We start from the raw sequence: 20,170 nt of genomic DNA on the forward strand, positions 1-20,170 counted from the left end.
GAGGGAATCACTGTTGCAGCCTAAAAATCAAAAGAAAAATCCGTTATGGATGATCGGCGCGGCCGCAGCCTTTATTCTTGCTCAGGGCAAATGGGTTCTGTCGCTACTGAAGATGGGGAAATTCGGCGGTGTCCTCTTGTCCATGCTGCTGTCTATCGGAGCGTATGCGTTATTGTTCCCATGGGGCTTCTCCGTCGGGTTTGTGCTGCTGATTCTGATCCACGAGCTAGGGCACGTTATCGCCGCCAAGCAAAGAGGGCTGCCGGTCAGCGCGCCGGTATTCATCCCGTTCGTAGGGGCGATGATCAATATGAAGCGCCATCCGAGAGATGCGGTCACGGAAGCTTATGTAGCGATCGGCGGACCGGTGCTTGGAACGGTAGGCGCACTTATCGTCTTTGGTCTCGGCATCTATTTCGATTATACCTCCGTCGGCAAGCTGTTCTATTCCCTGGCGCTATCGGGGTTTCTCATCAATCTGTTCAACCTTCTGCCGATCCATCCGTTGGACGGAGGTCGAATCGCCACCGCAGTTTCCCGCTGGTTATGGCTCGTAGGCCTGGTCGGGGGCCTCGTTCTTATCATTTATCATTTTAACCCGATCCTGCTGATCATCTGGGTTATGTTCGCTTACGATTTGTATAAAAAATTCGTCAAGCAGCGCAAGCACGGGGAGCAGCGTCTGATCAACGCAAGCTTCCTCATTCCGGCCGAGCCTTTGATTGAACAGGGCTATTTAATTCCCGGCGAAGAGCACAAACGGGATTTGCCGTTCGTGACGTACTCCGATTTGGATGGACAGCAGTATGTTCGCGTTGTCTGGGATAGCTTGAGCTTTCAAGGGACAATTCCGCTGATGCAGCAGGGAATCATAAGACGAACGCACGTTACTCGGCTGGAAAGGATTCAAAAAGAAGACGGCCTGCATCTGATGATTCACTGCCAGGTCGATTATGAGCCTTTCGAAAACGACAAATATTACGAAGTACCGAATGCGGCTCGCTGGAAATTCGGCATCGCTTACTTTGCTCTTGCGGGCTTCCTGTTCTACATGATGTCGCTCGTTCATAAAGTCGGCAACATCTAAATGCCCGGTGAATTGCCATGGAATGTTAAGCAGAAGTTCATTATATGAGAGAGGTTACACAACCGATGAAAAACTACCAATCCAAGCGGCTATCCCAGTTGGGATCCGCTATTTTTTCTGAAATGGCGCAGTGGAAGGAAGAGGTCAGAGCGAGCGGAATGGACGTCATCGATCTCGGGATCGGAAGCCCTGATCGTCCTCCGTCCGATAAGGTCATTCGCGCCATGGAGCAGGCGGTCCGCAAGCCGGAAGTATACGGATACCCGACCTCCGAAGGCAGCCCTGCTTTTAGGGAGGCCGTAGCCCACTGGTACAAGCACCGTTTCGAGGTCGAGCTGGACGCCGAATCGGAGATTGTCACCTTGATGGGATCGCAGGACGGACTTGCCCACCTGGCGATGGCTGTGTGCGATCCGGGTGACGTCGCTATGGTACCGGACCCCGGCTATCCGATCTATTCGGCCAGTCTGGTGCTTGCCGGCGTCGAAGCGTATTTTTTGCCGCTTAGAGAAGAGAACGGCTATTTGCCGAAATTGCAGGAAATACCCGGGGAAGTATTGCGCAAGGCCAAATTCATCCTGCTGAATTACCCGAGCAACCCGCTGTCGGCTGTCGCAACGCGGCCGTTCTTTGAAGAATTGGTTGCTTTTGCGAAGCGGCACGAGCTGTTGGTCGTCCATGACTTGGCCTATTCGGAAATGGCGTTCGACGGCTTTCGTCCCATGAGCATTTTGGAAGTCGAAGGGGCCAAAGAAGTAGCGGTTGAGTTTCATTCCTTGTCGAAAAGCTTCAATATGGCCGGCTGCCGAATCGCCTTTATGGTGGGGCAGAAGGAGGCCGTTCGCGCGCTTCGCGTTTTGAAGTCCAATATTGATTACGGTGTGTTTTTGGCAGTACAGGAAGCGGGAATTGCTGCATTGGAGGAGGATATGGAGCAGCGGGAGTCTGTGGCGGGCTTGTATGAGCGCAGACGCAATATCGTGATTGACGGCCTTGCAGCAGCCGGCTGGACCATTCCCAGGCCGAGGGCGACGATGTTCATTTGGGCGCGAATTCCCGAAGGCTGGACAGCTCGACAAATTTCCCGGGAAATCCTGTATAAAGCAGGCGTTGTCGTCATACCGGGAGATGCTTTCGGCAAAGAGGGGGAAGGCTACGTACGAATCGCCCTTGTCCAGGAAGAGGATCGATTGCGTGAGGCTGTGCGGCGCATCGGGGAGTTTTTGCAAACGGTGAAGCCTTCGAAGTGAAGCTTTGCGGACGTCCGATACAGTGATTAGTCCGAAAGGGATCTTGTAAATGCACGCCATGGTTTCTCATAAGATTAGTAAAGTGAAATGTTTAGGAGTCACGTGGGTGGCTCCTTTTGTTATATTTAAGACAGGTTAGAAATATGGAAACAAACTTTCTAAAGCAGAATCTATTCGATGATCACCGGTAATTGGATAAAGTTCGTATCGTGGATTCGCGAAACGGTTCCTCATTTCTGAGATTGACATGATGAAGGGATTCCGCAGTTTTATTGCGTAGCGCAACTCTCAGAGTAGAACAAGAGTGGGAATGGGTGTGGGTTGGAGGAGCGGCAGCGTCCGCCTTTGAAGCTCGTGTTCCTACCGCGACAAGCCTACAATTCAAAGGAACACGACTTCAACAGCGGCCGCAATCCCATACCCTATTCCCTCCCCACGCACAAACGTACATTTTACATTAAGGACGCCATGAGGTGCTAAAGCTACCACAATAGAATCGTTAACGTTCCGAGGTCATCGGATGTAAATTTCTATTTGGCGATAAAAGCTACCTTGAAACGTTATCGCTCCGCTGTGAAATGACCTGATAGATGCTTTTCTCCATGTTAAAAAAATGTTTCCAGACGTCGCAATTTTGCACTTCTGCTTGTCATTTATTTGAAATTTAAACGATTTTTCAAACATGCTAAGATAAAGCCAAGTCGTTATTTCAAAGGAGAGATATCTGATGTCCGCAAAGCTAAAAGTAGGCATTATCGGCTGTGGAGGCATTGCCAAAGGCAAGCATCTGCCAAGTCTTGTGAAGCTGGAGCAAGTGGAGCTTGTCGCTTTTTGTGACATTATTGAGGAACGGGCTCAACAAGCAGCCGATAAGTACGGTGTCGCCGGAGCCAAGGTGTATGACAACTATACGGAGCTATTGAGCGACCGTACAATCGACGTAATCCATGTATGTACCCCTAACGATTCCCATGCTGAAATATCCATCGCTGCTCTGGAAGCGGGCAAGCATGTCATGTGCGAGAAGCCTATGGCCAAGACGGCGGCAGATGCTCGCCGGATGGCCGATGCGGCGGAACGTACCGGCAAAAAGCTGACGATCGGCTACAACAACCGGTTCCGCTCGGACAGTATGTATTTGAAGCAAGTATGTGATTCAGGCGAGCTAGGGGATATTTACTATGCCAAAGCTCACGCTATCCGTCGACGTGCGGTACCGACCTGGGGCGTATTCCTCGACGGGGAGAAGCAAGGCGGAGGCCCGCTGATCGATATCGGGACGCATGCGCTCGATTTGACGCTGTGGCTGATGAACAACTATGAACCGAAAGCGGTTTTGGGCACAACGTTCCACAAGCTTTCGCAAAAAGAAAACGCTGCCAACGCATGGGGCCCATGGGATCCTAAGAAATTCACGGTCGAGGACTCCGCCTTCGGCATGATTACGATGAAGAACGGCGCGACCATCGTCTTGGAATCGAGCTGGGCGTTGAATACACTGGACGTCAAGGAAGCGAAAAGCACGCTGTGCGGCACCGAAGGCGGCGCGGATATGGAAGACGGACTGCGCATTAACGGTGAAAAGCACAGCCGGCTGTTTATGAATAAGGTGAGTCTGGATGCAGGCGGCGTCGATTTTTATGACGGGAAAAAGGAAAGCATGCAGGATACGGAAATTCGCCTCTGGATCGATGCGGTATTGAACGACAAGCAGCCGATCGTGACTCCGAAGCAAGCTTGCGTCGTGTCGGAAATCCTCGAAGCCATTTACAAATCCGCCGAGACCGGCGAAGCGGTTTATTTCGATTAAAAATCCATTGCAGCTTCGATACCGAAATGCATTATACTTGAATAGACGGAGGTACATATCATGATCAGAGTAGCGATGTTGAGCTTTTGGCACGTTCATGCCAATGACTATGCCCGCCAAGCCACCGAGCATCCCGGCACCGAGATTGTGGCCGTATGGGATGAAATTACCGAACGCGGCCGTAAGCAGGCTGAAGAGCGCGGTGTGCGGTTCTACGACGATTTGAACGAGCTGCTGGCGCAGGACGATATCGACGGTGTCATCGTCGATACTCCGACGAATATGCACCGGGACGTGATGGTAGCGGCCGCCCAGGCCGGTAAGCACATTTTCACCGAGAAGGTCGTTGCGACTACATTGAAGGAATGCAATGAGATTTTGGCGGCCGTCGAGGAAGCCGGGGTCAAGCTGACCGTATCGCTGCCTCGATTGAATGCGGACTACACGCTGGCGGTGCAAAACATTTTGCGCGAAGGCGTTCTTGGAGAAGTGACGCTGGTCCGCACCCGCTTATCCCACAACGGAGGCGTGCCTTCCGAGCGCGGTCAGCAAGGCTGGCTGCCGGCTCACTTTTTCGACAAAGAGCTGTGCGGAGGCGGAGCTATGATCGATTTGGGCTGCCATCCGATGTATTTGGCCCGGCTGTTCCTTGGGGTACCGGACACGGTTTCGGCGAACTACGGTTATGTTACCGGCCGGGAAGTGGAGGACAACGCGGTTACGGTGCTAAGGTACTCGAACGGTGCTTTGGCGGTAGTCGAAGCCGGCTTCGTAAACCGTCACTCTCCGTTTGTGATCGAGGTGCATGGCACGGAAGGAAGCTTGCTGTACTCCACTCATGACAACAAGCTGCTAGTTCGCAGCTCGAAGCTTGGGGATGAAGCGTCCAAGGAATGGCAGGTGCAGCAAGGGCTTCCGGAAAACCGCCCTTCCGCGTTCCATCAATGGGTTAGCCATATCGAGAACGGCACGAATGCCGATGAAAATATTGAACTCGCCCTGGATTTAACCCGATTAATGGAAGCGTCGAACCTGTCGGCAGGCAAGGGCGAGCCTATCAAGCTGGCCGATCTCGCGCAATAATGCTGTAATGAAGCTTCGGGGAAAGGCTGTTCTTGCCTTGCTGCGGCAGGCTTGGACGGTCTTCCCCATCTATGCTTTTGCTTAAGGAGTGTGGATGCATTTGGAGTGCTCATCGAGAGTTATTTCTAAACCTTATGCTTTTGAGCTGATGCTGGAGCAGCCTTCCGCACTGGACCGGCTGGACCTCGAATTCCGTTGGGGGAATTACGGGATCCGTATGCTGCGGTTTCATCATACGAGCTTTCCTCCAGGCCGCATTATTAATTTCCACAAGCATTCCGATTACGAATTTCATTATATTCCCCGGGGAAAAGGCACCGTTGTACTGGGCGACATTCCATACCCGCTGCAGGAAGGCATGCTTTACTTGACTGGACCGAACCTGCTTCATTATCAGGAAGCGGACCCGCAGGAGGCGATGGATGAGCTGTGCCTGCATCTGGATATCGTCAAGCTTGAGCCGGGACATTCTCCATCCAACGGCGCTGCAAGCACGGAGGACTGGGGGATGAAATGGGAGATTGCCGAAGCCGAAGCATGTATCCAGCAGCTTCAGTCTTTGCCTGCACGACCGGCCGCCGATCAATACCGCGCGATGGATTGCTTCTTGACAGCGTACCGGGCTTGGTATGAGAATCAGCCTGGGCTGTTTACGGTATTGAAGCAGTCGATCATTCAAATATTGCTCCGTACCGCACGCTCCTATGCGTCTGTTCCGCAATCGGATTTGCCTTCGCGGGACATGAAGCATTACCGTTATCAGCTTGCCGTTCAATTTATTAAAGATAACTATATGGAGCCATTGACCTTGGAGGTAGTAGCCGAACGGGTGCAGATCAGCCCGCGACAGCTGCAGCGAATTTTCCGCGATCATACCGGATCCACGTTCAGCGAATATATCGAGCAGGTGCGCTTGACCCACATCTGCAGCGAGCTCAGCCTAAGTACGGAAACGATCGACCAGATCGCCTTTCACAACGGCTTCTCCAGCTCCAACTACCTGCACTATGTTTTCAAAAAGAAATTCGGCATGACCCCCATGCAATACCGCCAGCAGCACCGGATCTTGTCTCCATCGACTTCTTAAGTCGTCTGCCTTTTCAGTTGTATGAACCTGAACAGAGAGCACCGCTTATACGCTAGGTGTCCGCAACGTTTCTTCAAGGCGGCTGGAGCGAATGAGGGGTGTTTTTCGCGTGAAACTCCCCCATAACCGGCGGAGCCGTGTTATACTGGATGGGAGATTAACGATTGGGAGAGATACATAGTGACTATACATACGGAACAATCGGGACCGGTTCTGCTGGTGGACGGGATGGCCTTATTATTTCGCGCTTTTTACGCGACTTCTTATAGCGGTTATATTATGAAAACAAGCGCCGGGCTGCCTACGAACGCCGTATTCGGGTTCGTAAAATACTTTTGGGATGCGGTCCAGACGTTCAAGCCTGAGCACGTTATTTGCTGCTGGGACATGGGGAGCAAGACGTTCCGCAGCGAGAAATTCGCCGACTATAAAGCGAACCGGGGCGACTGCCCCGAGGAATTGATTCCTCAATTCGACCTCGTCAAGGAGGTTGTCGAGAGCTTCGGCGTGCCTAACGTCGGATTAGTCGGCTACGAAGCGGACGATTGCATCGGGACGCTGGCAGGTACATACGGCAAGGAGCGGGACGTATACATATTGACCGGGGACCACGACATGCTGCAGCTTTTGCAGGAGCGCGTCAAGGTCGTCATTATGAAAAAAGGGCAGGGCAATTACGCCGTATATACTCCGGAGCTATTGATGGAGGAGAAGCAGCTGACGCCGGAGCAGTTCATTGATCTCAAAGGCTTGATGGGGGATACGGCGGACAATTATCCCGGAGTAAAAGGAATCGGGGAGAAAACGGCGCTGAAGCTGCTGCAGGAGTTCGGATCGGTAGAGGGCATTATCGAGAATATGGCGCTTCTTCCGAAAGGCGTCAGGGCGAAGATCGAAGCCGAGCTGGAGATGCTGCACCTGTCGCGGGATTTGGCCCGGATTCGGTGCGACGTTCCGGTGGAGTGCGAGCTGGCGGCAACCAGCTGGGAAGTGGACCGGCCCAAGGTGATCGCGAAATTCGAGGAGCTGGAATTCAAAGGCTTGTCGAAGCTGATCGGCTAACCGGCGTACATAACGGAATCGCAGGCGGGACCGCAGCTGTCGTTTTTGACGGACTGCGGTCTTTTTATCCGGCCTTTCCCTGCAGGCGCAGCTGGAAAGGAATAGCCAAGCGTCCCGTTTATCAGGTATACTAGTACACGTTAGCAATGTTTAGCAATTATTTATGAAAGCGCTAAAAAAGAGGAGGCACATTCGGATGAGCAATATCGGAGTATGGGAAAATGCAGAGCCGGGCGTGAAACGGAAAATTTTCGAGCCGGGCCAAACGATTATGATGATGGAAGTCCATTTTGAGCAAAATGCGGAGGGCTATCAGCACAGCCATCCTCATGAGCAGTTTTCCTATTGCCTCAAAGGAAAGCTTGAATTTACGGTCGACGGGGAAAAGAAAGTCATTTCGCAGGGCGAGACGATCTACATTCCAAGCGGTGCCAAGCACGGCTGCCAAGCGCTGGAACCAAGCATCCTGCTGGATACGTTCACACCGGTTCGCGAAGATCTAGTAAAGCGCTGATTCTTATCGGCCGCATACATGACAAAAGACCGCAACAAGCTGATCGATTCAGCCGGTTCGGTCTTTTTCTTTGTTCCACGCTTGGTGAAGCTGTCCGTTAAATATCGGTAAAGTTAATAGCACCGACGATTTGCGATAAAAAGTGAGTCAGCTCAACAGCTTCTTCTTCGGTCAATTTGTACACGTGCTCCAAATAGCCCTCTTCTTCCAGGTCGTCAGGGCCGATGACCGCTGTGCGTCCGGATTGAAGATCGGTAACGAGCTTCTTGCCGTAAAAACGGTTCGTATTCGTAATGGCGAGGTCAAACCGCCGCATCGATTCGCCTACAAAGCACACGAAGCGGGTCGTCGTATCCTCGCTGGAATCGTATAAATAGTCTAAATCTGACATGTCGGGTCACTCCGTTCGTTGTTAGTTCGTTACCATTATACATGAAGAGAGGAGTGCCGGCAAAAGGCGGATAACCTGCTCCCAATCGACATGGAAAGAAACTCTCTCGATTATAACATTTTCATTTCTCGACAAACATGATAGAATTTAAAGAATGATAGAACGACGAAAGTCTTCGCCTTATATCGATACTACTAAACTGGGAGGCCTTACCACATATGTCTAAACCAAAAATGAGAAGCGACATGATTAAAAAAGGTTTCGACCGCGCCCCGCACCGCAGCTTGCTGCGTGCAGCCGGTGTTAAAGAAGAGGATTTCGACAAGCCGTTTATCGCGGTATGTAACTCCTACATCGATATCGTTCCGGGTCACGTTCACCTGCAGGAATTCGGTAAAATCGTTAAAGACGCGATCCGCGAAGCAGGCGGCGTTCCTTTCGAGTTCAACACGATCGGCGTAGACGACGGTATCGCCATGGGACACATCGGAATGCGCTACTCGCTTCCAAGCCGTGAGATTATTGCGGATTCCCTGGAAACCGTAGTATCCGCTCACTGGTTTGACGGTATGGTTTGTATTCCGAACTGCGACAAAATTACTCCGGGTATGATGATGGGCGCACTGCGCGTGAACATCCCAACGATGTTCGTTTCCGGCGGACCTATGAAAGCCGGTAGAACGAGCGACGGCCGCGCGATTTCCCTGACCTCCGTATTTGAAGGCGTGGGCGCATACCAAGTAGGGAAAATCGACGAGAAAACCTTGACCGAGCTGGAGCAATACGGATGCCCGACATGCGGTTCCTGTTCGGGTATGTTCACAGCCAACTCCATGAACTGCTTGGCCGAAGGCCTTGGCTTGGCACTGCCTGGCAACGGAACGATCCTGGCTATTTCTCCTGAGCGCAGAGAGTTCGTTAAACGTTCCGCTACCCAATTGATGGAATTGATCAAACAAGACATCAAGCCTCGCGATATCGTGACCATAGACGCTATCGATAACGCATTTGCATTGGATATGGCTATGGGCGGATCTACGAATACTGTACTGCACACGTTGGCACTGGCTCATGAAGCCGGTTTTGAATATCCTATCGAGCGCATTAACGAAGTAGCTAACCGCGTACCGCACTTGGCCAAAATTGCTCCGGCTTCCGATTACCATATCGAAGACGTGCACAATGCCGGCGGCGTGAGCGCGATCATCAACGAGCTGTTGAAAAAGCCGGGCGCTTTGAACGGCGACTGCATCACCGTAACAGGCAAAACGCTTCGCGAAAACGTAGCGGGCTGCGAAATTTTGGACAAAGACGTTATCCATCCATTGGATAACCCGCACTCCGAGCGCGGCGGTCTGGCCGTATTGTTCGGTAACCTGGCGCCAAGAGGCTCCATCATCAAAGTCGGCGCGGTTGACAAATCCGTAGGCGGCTACCATAAAGGTCCTGCTATCTGCTTCGACTCGCAAGACGATGCTCTGTACGGTATCGCCAACGGCAAAGTGAAGGAAGGCCATGTCGTCGTAATCCGTTACGAAGGACCGAAGGGCGGACCGGGTATGCCGGAAATGCTGGCTCCTACTTCGCAAATCGTAGGTATGGGTCTTGGGGCAAAAGTCGGTCTGATCACAGACGGACGTTTCTCCGGCGCATCCCGCGGTATCAGCATCGGACATATTTCTCCGGAAGCGGCCGAAGGCGGACCGATCGCTTTCGTTGAGGATGGAGACATTATCGAGCTGGACTTGGAAAACCGTACGATCCAACTGATGATCTCCGACGAAGAGTTCGAGAAACGCAAAGCGAACTGGAAAGGCTTCGAGCCGAAAGTAACTTCCGGTTACTTGGCTCGCTACTCCAAGCTTGTTACGAATGCAAGCACCGGCGGAGTTATGAAAGTGTAAGTTAAGCCTTGATCATAGAACAGGCAGCGAGAGAATCATCTCTCCTGCCTGTTTTTGATTATCGCACCGCAGCTTACATGCCCTCTTCTTCGTCTGTGCGATTGTCTCCGCTGGAATCATGGGTCGGATGAGCTCCAGGATAACCGCGTGAAATTCCCGCATGAAGCTCCCTGTTTTCGTAAGTGAAGCTGTTGGGGGAATGCTGGGATTCTCTCCATGGGGAGCTTTTGCCTAGTGTCTCCTCATGCAGGTTGGCGCCGTAAGGCCCTTCCGGAAACTCTTCAGCCGTAAGATCGTTGCGCTGGGATTCGACGGTTTTCAAATCAGTGTATTTATGACGGTCTTCCTCGATAAAGCCATCTCTTTCCAAATCGTTGTCTGCCATTGCTACTAGCACCTCCGTGTATCCATCGTTGGTTTTAGAATGCCCCTACGCAGGTTTTAGCTATTCGGTGTTGCTTATGAGGAGTAATTATGCTAATATGGTAATAATTTCAATGTACAGAGGAAGCACCTCTTCTACCGTGTGTAGGAGGGGTGCTTTTTGCGTTGAAATACTAATTTCTAACTTTTCAGGAGGGGTGTCGAATGAAGGTATTATTTTTGCACAGCTTGGAGAAGAAGGTGGGGGAGGATCGTACCCGTCAAGCACAAGCATCCATCGGAGAGAATAAAGGGCAATGGGTAGCCGGATGGCAGGAAACGAAAGAAGACGGCAGGCTATCGCACGAAACCTGGTTTGAAGGAGCCGCTTGGGACGAGATGATCGTAGCGTTTCGCGAGAACTTGCTGGCCAAGCAGCTCGGTGGGTTCCTACCGATTTTCGATATGGGCTGGCTGGCCGAAGGCGGATCGTTCGACACCAAGACGGCTAAGCTTCAGCTGCTGCAATATTACAGTGAGAATAATCCTAACGAAGCAATGTACGAGGAGCTGCGGCAGTGGCGGTTGAAGCAGGCGAGCGCGGAGGGCAAATCGCCGTTCCTGGTTGCGACGAACCGTCTGCTGCGGATGATCAGCACCTTCCTGCCGCAGTCGGAGGAGGAATTGCTGCAGCTGCCGGGTTTTGGCTCCAATAAAGTTGCTTTGTACGGAGCAGAGCTGCTCCGGTATACGCAAAGTGTGGAGCGGAGCACGTCGTTCCCTCTTGGATGGGTTCAAGATCAGATCGATCCCGTACAATTTTATGCATGGCAGCAGCAGGAGAAGGAGAGAAAGCGCCAAGCGGAGCAGAATAAGCGGGAAGTGAAGCTCAAGCTGTTGGAAGCTATTACCGGGGGAGATAGTCTCGAACAACTGCGCGAGCAGCTGCAGCTGCAGCGCAGAGACCTGATGATATGGTTAGAGGAGTTGGACCGGGAAGGCTACGATTTGGAATCCTACATTGAGAAAGGGCTGCAGCAAGTGCCGAGCGAGGAGCTGAGCCTTGCTTGGACGGCATTTGAGCTGAAAGGGGACCGCTATTTGAAGCCGATTCTGCAAACGCTGTATAATCAGGACGAGCTGGAAGGGAAAGACATTGACCACGTCTATGAATGGCTGCGCCTGCTTCGGATGAAGTTCCGCAGGCATCAGATGAATAAGGAAGCCGCGGCGGCCGTGTAATAGAAATCGGCTTATAGGCAGCCTATTGACTAGTCGACATAGCAGGAAAGCAGCAAAGAGGACGGCCTCGATCCATTACCCGGCTTTCAGGTATTGCAATAGGAGAGTCCGTCCTAAGGTGTTCCCTTTCTAAACAGCAGATAAGCTGGTTAGTTAATGGGGTTGGCAAGCTTATGCTTAGCGCGAGTTATTTAACGACAAGTACCGGCAGTTTGGCATGCTGAACGATGTCATAGCTTACGCTGCCGAGCAGCAGTTCCTTGAAGGTGCCCAATCCGCGGCTGCCGACAATGATCAGATCGAAGCGGTGATTGTCGGCATATTCCAAAATCACTTTTGCAGGAGCGCCTCCTTCGAGCAAGGTCGCCGTTGCAAGCGGCAGATGGGAAATGCGATGCCTTACTTCATCGACAACGTCCTCCGCTGCCGCTTGAAGCTCCTCCTGAACAACGGCAGCGCCGGTAATAAAAGCGTCGCCAACAACGACATTCGTGAGTTGAGCTACGTGAACGACTTCAAGAATGGTGCTGTCCAGCATCGTTTTTATCGAGATGGCTTTATCCAGAGCATGTCTTGCCGTTTCCGAACCATCGTAAGCAAGCAGTATTTTGCGGAACATCTCAATCACCTCGGTTTCCTTATGGAATTATGGATTTATTACACCGGGGCCTTGGCCAGTGAAACGGTAAACGCAAAAAAAATCTTGCCCAAGGGATGATCTAACGCCCCTGAACAAGATTTGGTTGTATAAATCGAATATAACATGGCTGGTGTCACAGCCAATCTTTTTTACGAAATAATACAAACATCGACACGCCGACAATGCACAAAATAATGACGGTTGTGAGTCCGCCATATTCCCAGTGCAATCCGGGAATCGACTCGAAATTCATTCCGTAAACCCCGGTAATGAAGGTGAGCGGCATGAAGATCGTCGTTAATGCGGTAAACACGCGCATGATTTCGTTCGCCCGGTTCGATAGACTGGACTGATAAGCTTCTCGTAAGTTGCCCATCAAATCGCGGAACGTATCGAACGTTTCCTGAATCTTCACGGCGTTCTCATAAATATCGCCGAAATATTTTTTAAGCGGCTCGCTAATGAACCGCAGCTCTTTTTTGTTTAAAGTCGCTATCACTTCTTTTTGCGGAACGAGCACTTTTTTCAGCCAGAGGATTTCGCTTCGCAGACCGATGATTTCATTCAGGTGCGATTTCTTCGTGTGCATTAATATATCTTCTTCAAGCTTTTCGATCTTCGCTTCGATCCGATCTCCGACATACGTATAATTATCGACTACTAGATCGATCAAGTGATATAGGAACCGGTCGGGCGCAGTTACTTCTTCTTCCCACAAGACCGGCTTCAACGCGCGCAGCTCGTTAATTTTTTGCCGGGTTACCGTAATGATGTAATGCTTGCCGAGAAATATATTCAAGCCGCGAAGGAAAATTTCCTCATCGTCGAATCGAATGCTGTTAACGACAATGAAATAATGAGTATCGTACAGCTCGATTTTCGGACGCTGTTCCTCTTCGGCTAAACAATCCTCTACCGCCAATTCATGAAGATGAAATAAGGGCTGTAAAATCGTTAAATCGTCCACATCCGCATCAATCCAATAAAAACCGTGCTCAGGCGGTTCCATCGTTCGGGTAATATCCTCAATTATAGTAAAAATGCCGTCCTGTACCAAACGTGCTTTCATCTTATCCACCCCTTCACATGGCTTGTGAAGAGCTCATTGTTGCAGGAACAAGAGCACTTCTGTGAGCTCGTGAGGAATGCAGACGGAAGAAACGTCACTCGTATCGGTACGAACGGAATTCACCTGTGCAGTCGTATAGGAAAACGGCTATTTCACATCATGCAAAGGAAAGTCCGGCGCATGCGAACGAGCAGCGTAAGCCGTTGGCATTCCAAACGAAATATTCAGTTGTAATTGAACGTAGATACTACTCCTCGGGTCTCCGTCCATTCGTTTGGTGCACCCCTTTGCTAGTGTTGTCGAATTACTTGTCTAGTATAACTGTTCAATTGCAGTGTATCAAGCTGATTTGTACGATTTCATTCTACAAAAAATCTATAAATTCGGTGAAGAGATAGATGTTTTTTGGCATATGTTACAGTATGCGAGCATTGTGAATTGGTGTGCTGGCTGCTTTAGGCAAGTGCCTGAAACTCATAAATTTACCGTCTTGACGGTATTGTATTTTTCGTATAGAGTATGACTATAACATTAACTGAATATTTCAGCTTCAAACTCTTATCAAGAGCAGGTGGAGGGACTAGCCCGATGATACCCGGCAACCGACAAACCTTACGGCATTTCTTGTTCTGCGGAACAACGAAATGGAAGGGATGCACGGTGCTAAATCTTGCGGAAGCGTACAGCTTCTGAGAGATGAGAGAGGACATTTGTTGAAACGACAAGGCCTTTCTCGTGTGCGCGAAAAAGGCCTTTTTTAGTGCCTTTTTGCAGGAGTTTGCGCAAGGACAAAACACCTACAAAAAAGGAGTGACTTACTATGCCTATCAAAATTCCCGATCATTTGCCGGCAAGAGAAATCCTACTGAATGAGAACATCTTCGTGATGGATGAGACGGTGGCTTTCCACCAAGATATTCGTCCGCTGCGAATTGCCATATTGAATTTGATGCCTACAAAAGAAACGACAGAGACGCAAATCCTTCGTTTGATCGGCAATACGCCGCTTCAGGTGGAATTCGTCCTGCTGCATCCGAAGACGCATACGTCCAAAAACACATCGGCGGAGCATCTGGAGCAGTTTTATAAAACGTTCGACGATGTCCGCAACGAACGGTTTGACGGCTTGATCATCACCGGTGCGCCTGTAGAGCAGCTGGACTTCGAGGACGTCAACTACTGGGATGAGCTGCAGCAAATTATGGATTGGAGCCGCGATCACGTTACATCGACTTTGCATATATGTTGGGCCGCGCAAGCGGGCTTGTACCACCATTTCGGAGTTCCGAAATACGGCTTGGAGCAAAAGATGTTCGGCGTGTTCACGCATATCGTCAGTACGCAGAACGTTAAGCTGCTGCGGGGCTTCGACGAAATGTTCTTCGTACCGCAATCCCGTCATACGGAGGTACGCAAGGAAGATATCGAGAAGCATCCGGAGCTTGAAATATTGTCGGAATCTCCGGAAGCAGGAGTCTATCTTGTCGGAACGAAGGACGGCAAACAAATTTTCGTTACCGGGCATTCCGAATATGACGCTTGTACATTGAAATACGAGTATGACCGGGATATCAATAAAGGGATGGAGGTAGCCGTTCCGAAAAACTATTACCCGAATGACGATCCTACCAAACCGCCGCTCGTATCGTGGAGAGCGCATGCGAACCTGTTGTTTTCCAACTGGTTGAACTATTATGTATACCAAGAGACGCCGTTTGATTTGCACAAGGAGGAGTATTGTATATGAGTGAACAGCATAACCAGTTGAAAATCGAGAGCCGGTTAGCCCAGATCGGCTCTCAGGAAGAGCCGGTAACGGGAGCGGTCAGCTTCCCGATCTATCAAGCGACGGCGTTTCGTCACCCGAAGCTGGGTCAGAGCACAGGCTTTGACTATGCCCGCACGAAAAGCCCGACGCGCAAGGTGCTGGAGGATGCCATCGCAAGCCTGGAGTCCGGTGACGCCGGATTCGCCTGCAGCTCCGGCATGGCTGCGCTGCAAACAATCTTCGCTTTGTTCAGCCAAGGCGATCACCTGATCGTATCGCTTGATCTGTACGGAGGCACATACCGTCTTCTGGAGAAAATCATGTCGCGTTTCGGCGTAACCGCTACTTATGTAGATACGAACGATCTTGACGCTCTGGAATCGCACTATAAGCCGAATACGAAAGCGGTTCTGATCGAAACGCCGACGAATCCTCTGATGATGATTACCGATCTTGAGCTGGTTTGCAGCTGGGCCAAGAAAAAAGGCATTTTGACTATCGTGGACAATACGCTATTGACGCCGTTTTTCCAGCGTCCGATCGAGCTTGGCGCCGATATCGTCATTCACAGCGCGACCAAATACCTCGGCGGTCATAACGATGTGCTCGCCGGTCTTATTGTGACCAAGGGCCAGGAATTGTCCGAGCAAATGGCCTTTTTGCACAACTCCATCGGAGCCGTCTTGAATCCGCAGGATAGCTGGCTGCTGATGAGAGGGATGAAGACACTGGCTATCCGCATGGAGCGCCATCAATATAACGCTACGCGTATGGCAGAATTTTTGCTGAACCATCCGCAGGTGGAATCCGTATATTATCCGGCACTGGAAAGCCATCCGGGTTATGAGATTCAAAAGAAGCAATCGTCCGGCAACACCGGTATTTTCTCTTTCAAAATGAAAGATGCCCGTTATATCGAGCCGATTTTGAGACACATTCAGCTTATCGCTTTTGCAGAGAGCTTGGGCGGCGTAGAATCGTTGATGACTTATCCCGCCGTTCAGACACACGCAGATATTCCGGAGGAAATCCGCCGTCAGGTGGGAGTGGATGACCGACTGCTTCGTTATTCGGTCGGCATCGAGCATATCGACGATTTGATCGCCGACTTGTCGCGGGCTATCGACTTGGCACAAGCCGAAATAGAGGGGGCTTAGAAGCAGCTGATGGCAGAGCACAATCACAACAAGGATCAACAACAAAGTCGTCAATTTGCTACGAAGCTGATTCATTTTGGCGCGGAAATCGATCCGAGAACGGGCGCATCGAGCGTGCCGATCTATCAGGCATCGACGTTCCACCAGTTTTCGCTCGACGATCCGCAGCAATACGATTATACCCGTTCGGGGAATCCTACCCGGCAGGCGCTGGAGGATTATATTGCGCTGCTCGAAGGCGGCGTGCGCGGCTTTGCGTTCGCATCCGGCATGGCTGCGATATCCGCGGCGTTCATGCTTCTCTCGGCGGGCGATCACGTTATTTGTACCGAGGATGTATACGGCGGAACGTACCGTTTGCTCAGTACGATCATGAACCGTATGAATATCGAAACGACGTTCGTCGATATGACGGATTTGGATAAAGTGAAGGCGGCTCTCAAGCCGAATACGAAGGTAGTCTACATGGAGACACCGTCGAATCCGACTTTGAGAATTACGAACATTGCCGAAATTACAGCTTGGGCGAAAGGGCAGGGGCTGTTCACCGTACTGGACAATACGTTCATGACCCCGTATCATCAGCGACCGATTGAGCTCGGCGTAGATCTGGTGCTTCATAGCGCGACCAAATTTTTGGGCGGTCACAGCGATGTGACGGCAGGACTGGCCGTTGCAGCCAATGAAAGCCTCGGAGATCAGCTGAAGCAAATTCAGAACGGGCTCGGCACCATTCTTAGCATATATGATTCGTGGCTGCTTATGCGGGGAATGAAGACGCTGCAGGCGCGTATGGAGGCTCACGAGCTGAGCGCGCGCCGCTTGGCGGAATGGCTGTCCAATCATCCGAAGGTAGAGAAGGTCTACTATCCGGGATTGGCCAATCACCCGGGTCGCGAGATTCACGAGCGGCAATCGAAAGGATACGGCGCCGTCGTATCGTTTGATGTCGGCTCCGGCGAGCAAGCCAAGCAAGTGCTGGGGAAAGTGAAAATTCCTCTCGTAGCCGTAAGCTTAGGGGCTGTGGAGAGCATTCTCTCTTACCCCGCCATGATGTCACATGCCGCTATGCCGCGCGAAGTACGGCTGGAGAGAGGCATCACCGACGGCCTCGTGCGTTATTCGGTAGGTTTGGAAAGCATTGACGATATCATTGCCGATCTCGATCAGGCTCTTCGATCCTAACCCGCAGACGGTCAAGAGTGACTGTAGGGAGTCGTCCTGCATAGTGATCAACTTGTGTCAGGAGATTGTCAGAAATGAGGCGAGCCTCTAACTGGCAGTCTCTTTTTTGATGACTAGGCCCATCGTTTGTGGTACGATGATTTTATAGAGTTTTTTCGTATGCAAAATAAATTTTCGGAATTGCTAGAATAAAGGAGTGAGCACAGGATGAGTTCAATCGACCGCATCCTTGACAGTGCGCTGGCCGGAAACCGAATCAGTCTCGACGACTGTATTCAATTATATGAATCCGATGAAATTGAAAAGATGGGCCATGTCGCAAACCAAATTATGTTGAGGCACCATCCGGATCCAATAACAACATTTGTTATCGGCCGCAATATTAACTATACGAATATTTGCGACGTCTACTGCCGTTTTTGTGCGTTTTACCGTTCGCCGGGCTCGAATGAAGGCTATGTATTGCCGGATGAAACGATATTCCAGAAAATCCAGGAGACCTTGGATGTTAACGGAACCGAGATCCTGATGCAGGGCGGCACGAACCCGAATCTGCCGTTTACTTACTATACGAATTTGCTTCGCGAGATCAAGAAACGCTTCAATATTACGATGCATTCCTTCTCGCCTGCGGAAATTATGAAAATGAAGGAAGTTTCCGAAGGGCTGTCTCTAGAAGAGGTTATGCGCGAGCTGAAAGCAGCCGGACTGGATTCACTGCCTGGAGGCGGAGGCGAAATCCTCGATGACCGGACCCGCCGCAAAATCAGCCGATTGAAAGGCTCTTGGCGCGATTGGATGGACGTGATGCAGATGGCTCACAAAATCGGCATGTCCACCACCGCTACAATGGTTATCGGCTTCGGAGAGTCAATGGAGGAGCGGGCGCTCCACCTGCTGCGTGTTCGTGACGCACAGGACGAATGTATTGCGAACAAGTGGAATTCCCCAGGATTCCTTGCGTTTATTTCCTGGACGTTCCAGCCGGACAATACGAATATGAAGGCTGAGAAACTGGGCCCTGATGAATATTTGAAAAATGTTGCGATCAGCCGCATCATGCTGGACAACATCCCGAACTTCCAATCATCATGGGTGACTATGGGACCGGAGGTCGGCAAAAAGTCGCTGCACTTCGGCTGTAACGATTTCGGCAGCACGATGATCGAGGAAAATGTCGTATCCGCGGCAGGCACGACGCACAAAGTAAATATCGGCTCGACGCTGGACATCATTCGTCAGGCCGGCAAAATTCCGGCTCAACGCAACACGAGATACGAAATTTTGCGTGTGTTTGACGATGTGAACGTGAAGGTCGATAACGACTTTATTATGCAAAACTAATAAGAACGGCCCTGTAACTTTGATCAAAGTTCAGGGTCGTTTTTTTTGCTTGTCCTCCTCCTTCCCTCTTCTCAATTTTGCGTTATACGCCAATGATTCATGGGAAATTGTTGTTTGTATATATGCACATCCGTGACCATATATTAAAAAAGAGAAGTAAGGGAAGGAAGGAGTGAATGGAATGAAGCTGTTTGCTTTGACCCTGGTGAAAACGTCGGAATCTGCCGCACACCGGCTGTACACGGCAGTGGATCATACGGCCCGGTCCTTTCAGAAGCATACTGTGGCTACAACTCTCCATCGGTTAGATAATGGCTTTGTCATTCAGGCGGATGGAATTTTGCCGCATTTTCAATTGGATAAACGGACGGACGCACTGTATAAACAGGTGGCGGATGTATTGGCGGACTGGATTGTCCGCGAAGATGAAGAGCGTTTGATGCGGACTCTGATCACTCGTGATTTTGACTATACGAAGGAAGAGGATATTCGTGCAATCTTAAGCTACTGCTTGCCGATGCAGCAGACGGATATGGCGGACGAGTCGATGTCGCAAATGGCGGATCGCCGTAAGCAGATTATTGCGGAAGCGGCCTACACCTACTTGCAAGAAAATTCCGATATGCATTTGCAGGGCTTCATGAACTTCCGGCTGCGTCCTTATATTGAGGAGCTTCACGAAATGGCGGAGTATGCGATTGATGAATTTTTGATGGATCAGCAATACCAGGAGTTTATTTCCTTACTGAAATATTTTGTCTATATTCAAGAAGCCAAAATTCCGGCTGCGCATTTGTTACATAAGGGCGGAAATGACTTTTTGCTGCTGAACGACCGGATGGAGCCGATAGATACAAGCCAGAACGACGCTACGTTGACGGTGGAAATGCTGGAGAAGGACATTAACTTCGAGGATGTTATCGTTAGCACTTTGATTTCCGTGTCTCCGCAGCATATATTCATTCACACCCGCGACCCGGAGGTGCAGGTCATCAAGACGATTATGCAAATATTCGAAAACCGGGTTCAGCTGTGCGACTATTGCCGGGTATGCCACAATCTTGACCGAATCGCTGCAGCTGACTATAATAAAGGGTAAGGCAGTAATCAGAGACAACAATGATTGAACGTCCTGTACAGAGAGAGGAGCCGCAGGCTGTAAGCTCCTTCAGTTACGACAATCGTTTACCCCTTTGTAGCCGGGTTATGGAACG

The 20,170-nt window shown here is 50.7% G+C and carries 18 protein-coding genes and 1 riboswitch; of the genes, 14 read left to right on the top strand and 4 right to left on the bottom strand.

Annotated elements, in window-relative coordinates:
- Positions 1–49 precede the first annotated feature (49 nt).
- The 7 genes from DVH26_RS06890 to DVH26_RS06920 all read left to right on the top strand — a co-directional run bounded on the left by DVH26_RS06890 (position 50) and on the right by DVH26_RS06920 (position 7,893).
- Positions 50–1,087 carry a site-2 protease family protein gene (locus DVH26_RS06890; RefSeq protein ID WP_239635301.1) on the top strand — a complete coding sequence of 346 codons (1,038 nt, stop codon included), beginning with the start codon at positions 50–52 and terminating at the stop codon, positions 1,085–1,087.
- 65 nt (positions 1,088–1,152) lie between these two features.
- Positions 1,153–2,337, top strand: a complete 1,185-nt coding sequence (locus DVH26_RS06895) for an aminotransferase class I/II-fold pyridoxal phosphate-dependent enzyme (protein WP_239635302.1) — start codon at positions 1,153–1,155, stop codon at positions 2,335–2,337.
- A gap of 727 nt (positions 2,338–3,064) precedes the next feature.
- Complete coding sequence (locus tag DVH26_RS06900; RefSeq protein ID WP_239632561.1) at positions 3,065–4,147, top strand: Gfo/Idh/MocA family protein; 1,083 nt, start codon at positions 3,065–3,067, stop codon at positions 4,145–4,147.
- A gap of 60 nt (positions 4,148–4,207) precedes the next feature.
- Positions 4,208–5,230: a Gfo/Idh/MocA family protein gene (locus DVH26_RS06905; protein WP_239632563.1), complete on the top strand. Its 1,023-nt coding sequence runs from the start codon at positions 4,208–4,210 to the stop codon at positions 5,228–5,230.
- Positions 5,231–5,378: 148 nt separating this feature from the next.
- Positions 5,379–6,317: an AraC family transcriptional regulator gene (locus DVH26_RS06910; protein WP_481857599.1), complete on the top strand. Its 939-nt coding sequence runs from the start codon at positions 5,379–5,381 to the stop codon at positions 6,315–6,317.
- Between the two features lie 228 nt (positions 6,318–6,545).
- Complete coding sequence (locus DVH26_RS06915) at positions 6,546–7,379, top strand: 5'-3' exonuclease (RefSeq protein ID WP_239635303.1); 834 nt, start codon at positions 6,546–6,548, stop codon at positions 7,377–7,379.
- A gap of 196 nt (positions 7,380–7,575) precedes the next feature.
- A complete protein-coding gene (locus DVH26_RS06920) occupies positions 7,576–7,893 on the top strand; it encodes a cupin domain-containing protein (RefSeq protein ID WP_239632568.1) in 318 nt (105 codons plus the stop codon).
- A 97-nt stretch (positions 7,894–7,990) separates the two neighbouring features.
- On the opposite strand, the gene DVH26_RS06925 is transcribed toward DVH26_RS06920, so the two are convergent.
- Positions 7,991–8,284 carry a DUF3055 domain-containing protein gene (locus DVH26_RS06925; RefSeq protein ID WP_239632570.1) on the bottom strand — a complete coding sequence of 98 codons (294 nt, stop codon included), beginning with the start codon at positions 8,282–8,284 and terminating at the stop codon, positions 7,991–7,993.
- A gap of 218 nt (positions 8,285–8,502) precedes the next feature.
- Between DVH26_RS06925 and ilvD the strand changes: the two genes are divergently transcribed.
- Positions 8,503–10,188, top strand: a complete 1,686-nt coding sequence (gene ilvD / locus DVH26_RS06930; protein ID WP_239632572.1) for a dihydroxy-acid dehydratase — start codon at positions 8,503–8,505, stop codon at positions 10,186–10,188.
- 73 nt (positions 10,189–10,261) lie between these two features.
- Here the strand turns inward: ilvD and DVH26_RS06935 are convergent, their stop codons facing one another.
- Positions 10,262–10,573: a hypothetical protein gene (locus DVH26_RS06935; RefSeq protein WP_239632575.1), complete on the bottom strand. Its 312-nt coding sequence runs from the start codon at positions 10,571–10,573 to the stop codon at positions 10,262–10,264.
- A gap of 203 nt (positions 10,574–10,776) precedes the next feature.
- On the opposite strand from DVH26_RS06935, the gene DVH26_RS06940 reads away from it, so the two are divergent.
- Positions 10,777–11,793 (top strand): HRDC domain-containing protein, encoded by a 1,017-nt coding sequence (locus DVH26_RS06940; RefSeq protein WP_239632577.1) that lies wholly within the window; start codon positions 10,777–10,779, stop codon positions 11,791–11,793.
- A 187-nt stretch (positions 11,794–11,980) separates the two neighbouring features.
- Here the strand turns inward: DVH26_RS06940 and DVH26_RS06945 are convergent, their stop codons facing one another.
- Together DVH26_RS06945 and corA are read right to left on the bottom strand one after the other, a co-directional pair.
- Positions 11,981–12,412: a universal stress protein gene (locus tag DVH26_RS06945; protein WP_239632579.1), complete on the bottom strand. Its 432-nt coding sequence runs from the start codon at positions 12,410–12,412 to the stop codon at positions 11,981–11,983.
- A 154-nt stretch (positions 12,413–12,566) separates the two neighbouring features.
- Entirely contained in the window at positions 12,567–13,502 is a 936-nt protein-coding gene (gene corA / locus DVH26_RS06950) for a magnesium/cobalt transporter CorA (protein WP_239632581.1), read from the bottom strand.
- Between the two features lie 555 nt (positions 13,503–14,057).
- Positions 14,058–14,205: riboswitch (SAM riboswitch) on the top strand.
- Between the two features lie 117 nt (positions 14,206–14,322).
- Between corA and metA the strand changes: the two genes are divergently transcribed.
- The 5 genes from metA (at position 14,323) to DVH26_RS06975 (ending at position 20,055) form a co-directional block, all read left to right on the top strand.
- The gene (metA, locus tag DVH26_RS06955) at positions 14,323–15,249 is read left to right on the top strand and encodes a homoserine O-acetyltransferase MetA (RefSeq protein ID WP_239632583.1); all 927 of its coding nucleotides are present in this window, start codon (positions 14,323–14,325) and stop codon (positions 15,247–15,249) included.
- Positions 15,246–16,427 carry an aminotransferase class I/II-fold pyridoxal phosphate-dependent enzyme gene (locus DVH26_RS06960; protein ID WP_239632585.1) on the top strand — a complete coding sequence of 394 codons (1,182 nt, stop codon included), beginning with the start codon at positions 15,246–15,248 and terminating at the stop codon, positions 16,425–16,427. Before metA ends, DVH26_RS06960 begins: the two co-directional genes overlap by 4 nt.
- Positions 16,428–16,436: 9 nt before the next feature.
- Positions 16,437–17,612, top strand: a complete 1,176-nt coding sequence (locus tag DVH26_RS06965) for a trans-sulfuration enzyme family protein (RefSeq protein WP_239632587.1) — start codon at positions 16,437–16,439, stop codon at positions 17,610–17,612.
- Positions 17,613–17,819: 207 nt separating this feature from the next.
- Positions 17,820–18,956, top strand: a complete 1,137-nt coding sequence (gene mqnC / locus DVH26_RS06970; protein ID WP_239632590.1) for a cyclic dehypoxanthinyl futalosine synthase — start codon at positions 17,820–17,822, stop codon at positions 18,954–18,956.
- 181 nt (positions 18,957–19,137) lie between these two features.
- Positions 19,138–20,055 (top strand): putative sporulation protein YtxC, encoded by a 918-nt coding sequence (locus DVH26_RS06975; protein ID WP_239632592.1) that lies wholly within the window; start codon positions 19,138–19,140, stop codon positions 20,053–20,055.
- Positions 20,056–20,170 lie beyond the last annotated feature (115 nt).

It is taken from the genome of Paenibacillus sp. H1-7, from assembly GCF_022354825.1.
In the GTDB taxonomy this organism is placed as follows: Bacteria; Bacillota; Bacilli; order Paenibacillales; family NBRC-103111; genus Paenibacillus_S.

What these genes read in the sequence shown, in the direction of transcription:
- DVH26_RS06920 (WP_239632568.1), top strand. Translation starts at nt 7,576, where the DNA reads ATGAGCAATATCGGAGTATGGGAAAATGCAGAGCCGGGCGTGAAACGG.
- ilvD (WP_239632572.1), top strand. Translation starts at nt 8,503, where the DNA reads ATGTCTAAACCAAAAATGAGAAGCGACATGATTAAAAAAGGTTTCGAC.
- mqnC (WP_239632590.1), top strand. Translation starts at nt 17,820, where the DNA reads ATGAGTTCAATCGACCGCATCCTTGACAGTGCGCTGGCCGGAAACCGA.
- DVH26_RS06935 (WP_239632575.1), bottom strand. Translation starts at nt 10,573, where the DNA reads ATGGCAGACAACGATTTGGAAAGAGATGGCTTTATCGAGGAAGACCGT.
- DVH26_RS06890 (WP_239635301.1), top strand. Translation starts at nt 50, where the DNA reads ATGATCGGCGCGGCCGCAGCCTTTATTCTTGCTCAGGGCAAATGGGTT.
- metA (WP_239632583.1), top strand. Translation starts at nt 14,323, where the DNA reads ATGCCTATCAAAATTCCCGATCATTTGCCGGCAAGAGAAATCCTACTG.
- DVH26_RS06910 (WP_481857599.1), top strand. Translation starts at nt 5,379, where the DNA reads ATGCTGGAGCAGCCTTCCGCACTGGACCGGCTGGACCTCGAATTCCGT.
- DVH26_RS06940 (WP_239632577.1), top strand. Translation starts at nt 10,777, where the DNA reads ATGAAGGTATTATTTTTGCACAGCTTGGAGAAGAAGGTGGGGGAGGAT.
- corA (WP_239632581.1), bottom strand. Translation starts at nt 13,502, where the DNA reads ATGAAAGCACGTTTGGTACAGGACGGCATTTTTACTATAATTGAGGAT.
- DVH26_RS06975 (WP_239632592.1), top strand. Translation starts at nt 19,138, where the DNA reads ATGAAGCTGTTTGCTTTGACCCTGGTGAAAACGTCGGAATCTGCCGCA.
- DVH26_RS06925 (WP_239632570.1), bottom strand. Translation starts at nt 8,284, where the DNA reads ATGTCAGATTTAGACTATTTATACGATTCCAGCGAGGATACGACGACC.
- DVH26_RS06895 (WP_239635302.1), top strand. Translation starts at nt 1,153, where the DNA reads ATGAAAAACTACCAATCCAAGCGGCTATCCCAGTTGGGATCCGCTATT.
- DVH26_RS06960 (WP_239632585.1), top strand. Translation starts at nt 15,246, where the DNA reads ATGAGTGAACAGCATAACCAGTTGAAAATCGAGAGCCGGTTAGCCCAG.
- DVH26_RS06915 (WP_239635303.1), top strand. Translation starts at nt 6,546, where the DNA reads ATGGCCTTATTATTTCGCGCTTTTTACGCGACTTCTTATAGCGGTTAT.
- DVH26_RS06965 (WP_239632587.1), top strand. Translation starts at nt 16,437, where the DNA reads ATGGCAGAGCACAATCACAACAAGGATCAACAACAAAGTCGTCAATTT.
- DVH26_RS06905 (WP_239632563.1), top strand. Translation starts at nt 4,208, where the DNA reads ATGATCAGAGTAGCGATGTTGAGCTTTTGGCACGTTCATGCCAATGAC.
- DVH26_RS06900 (WP_239632561.1), top strand. Translation starts at nt 3,065, where the DNA reads ATGTCCGCAAAGCTAAAAGTAGGCATTATCGGCTGTGGAGGCATTGCC.
- DVH26_RS06945 (WP_239632579.1), bottom strand. Translation starts at nt 12,412, where the DNA reads ATGTTCCGCAAAATACTGCTTGCTTACGATGGTTCGGAAACGGCAAGA.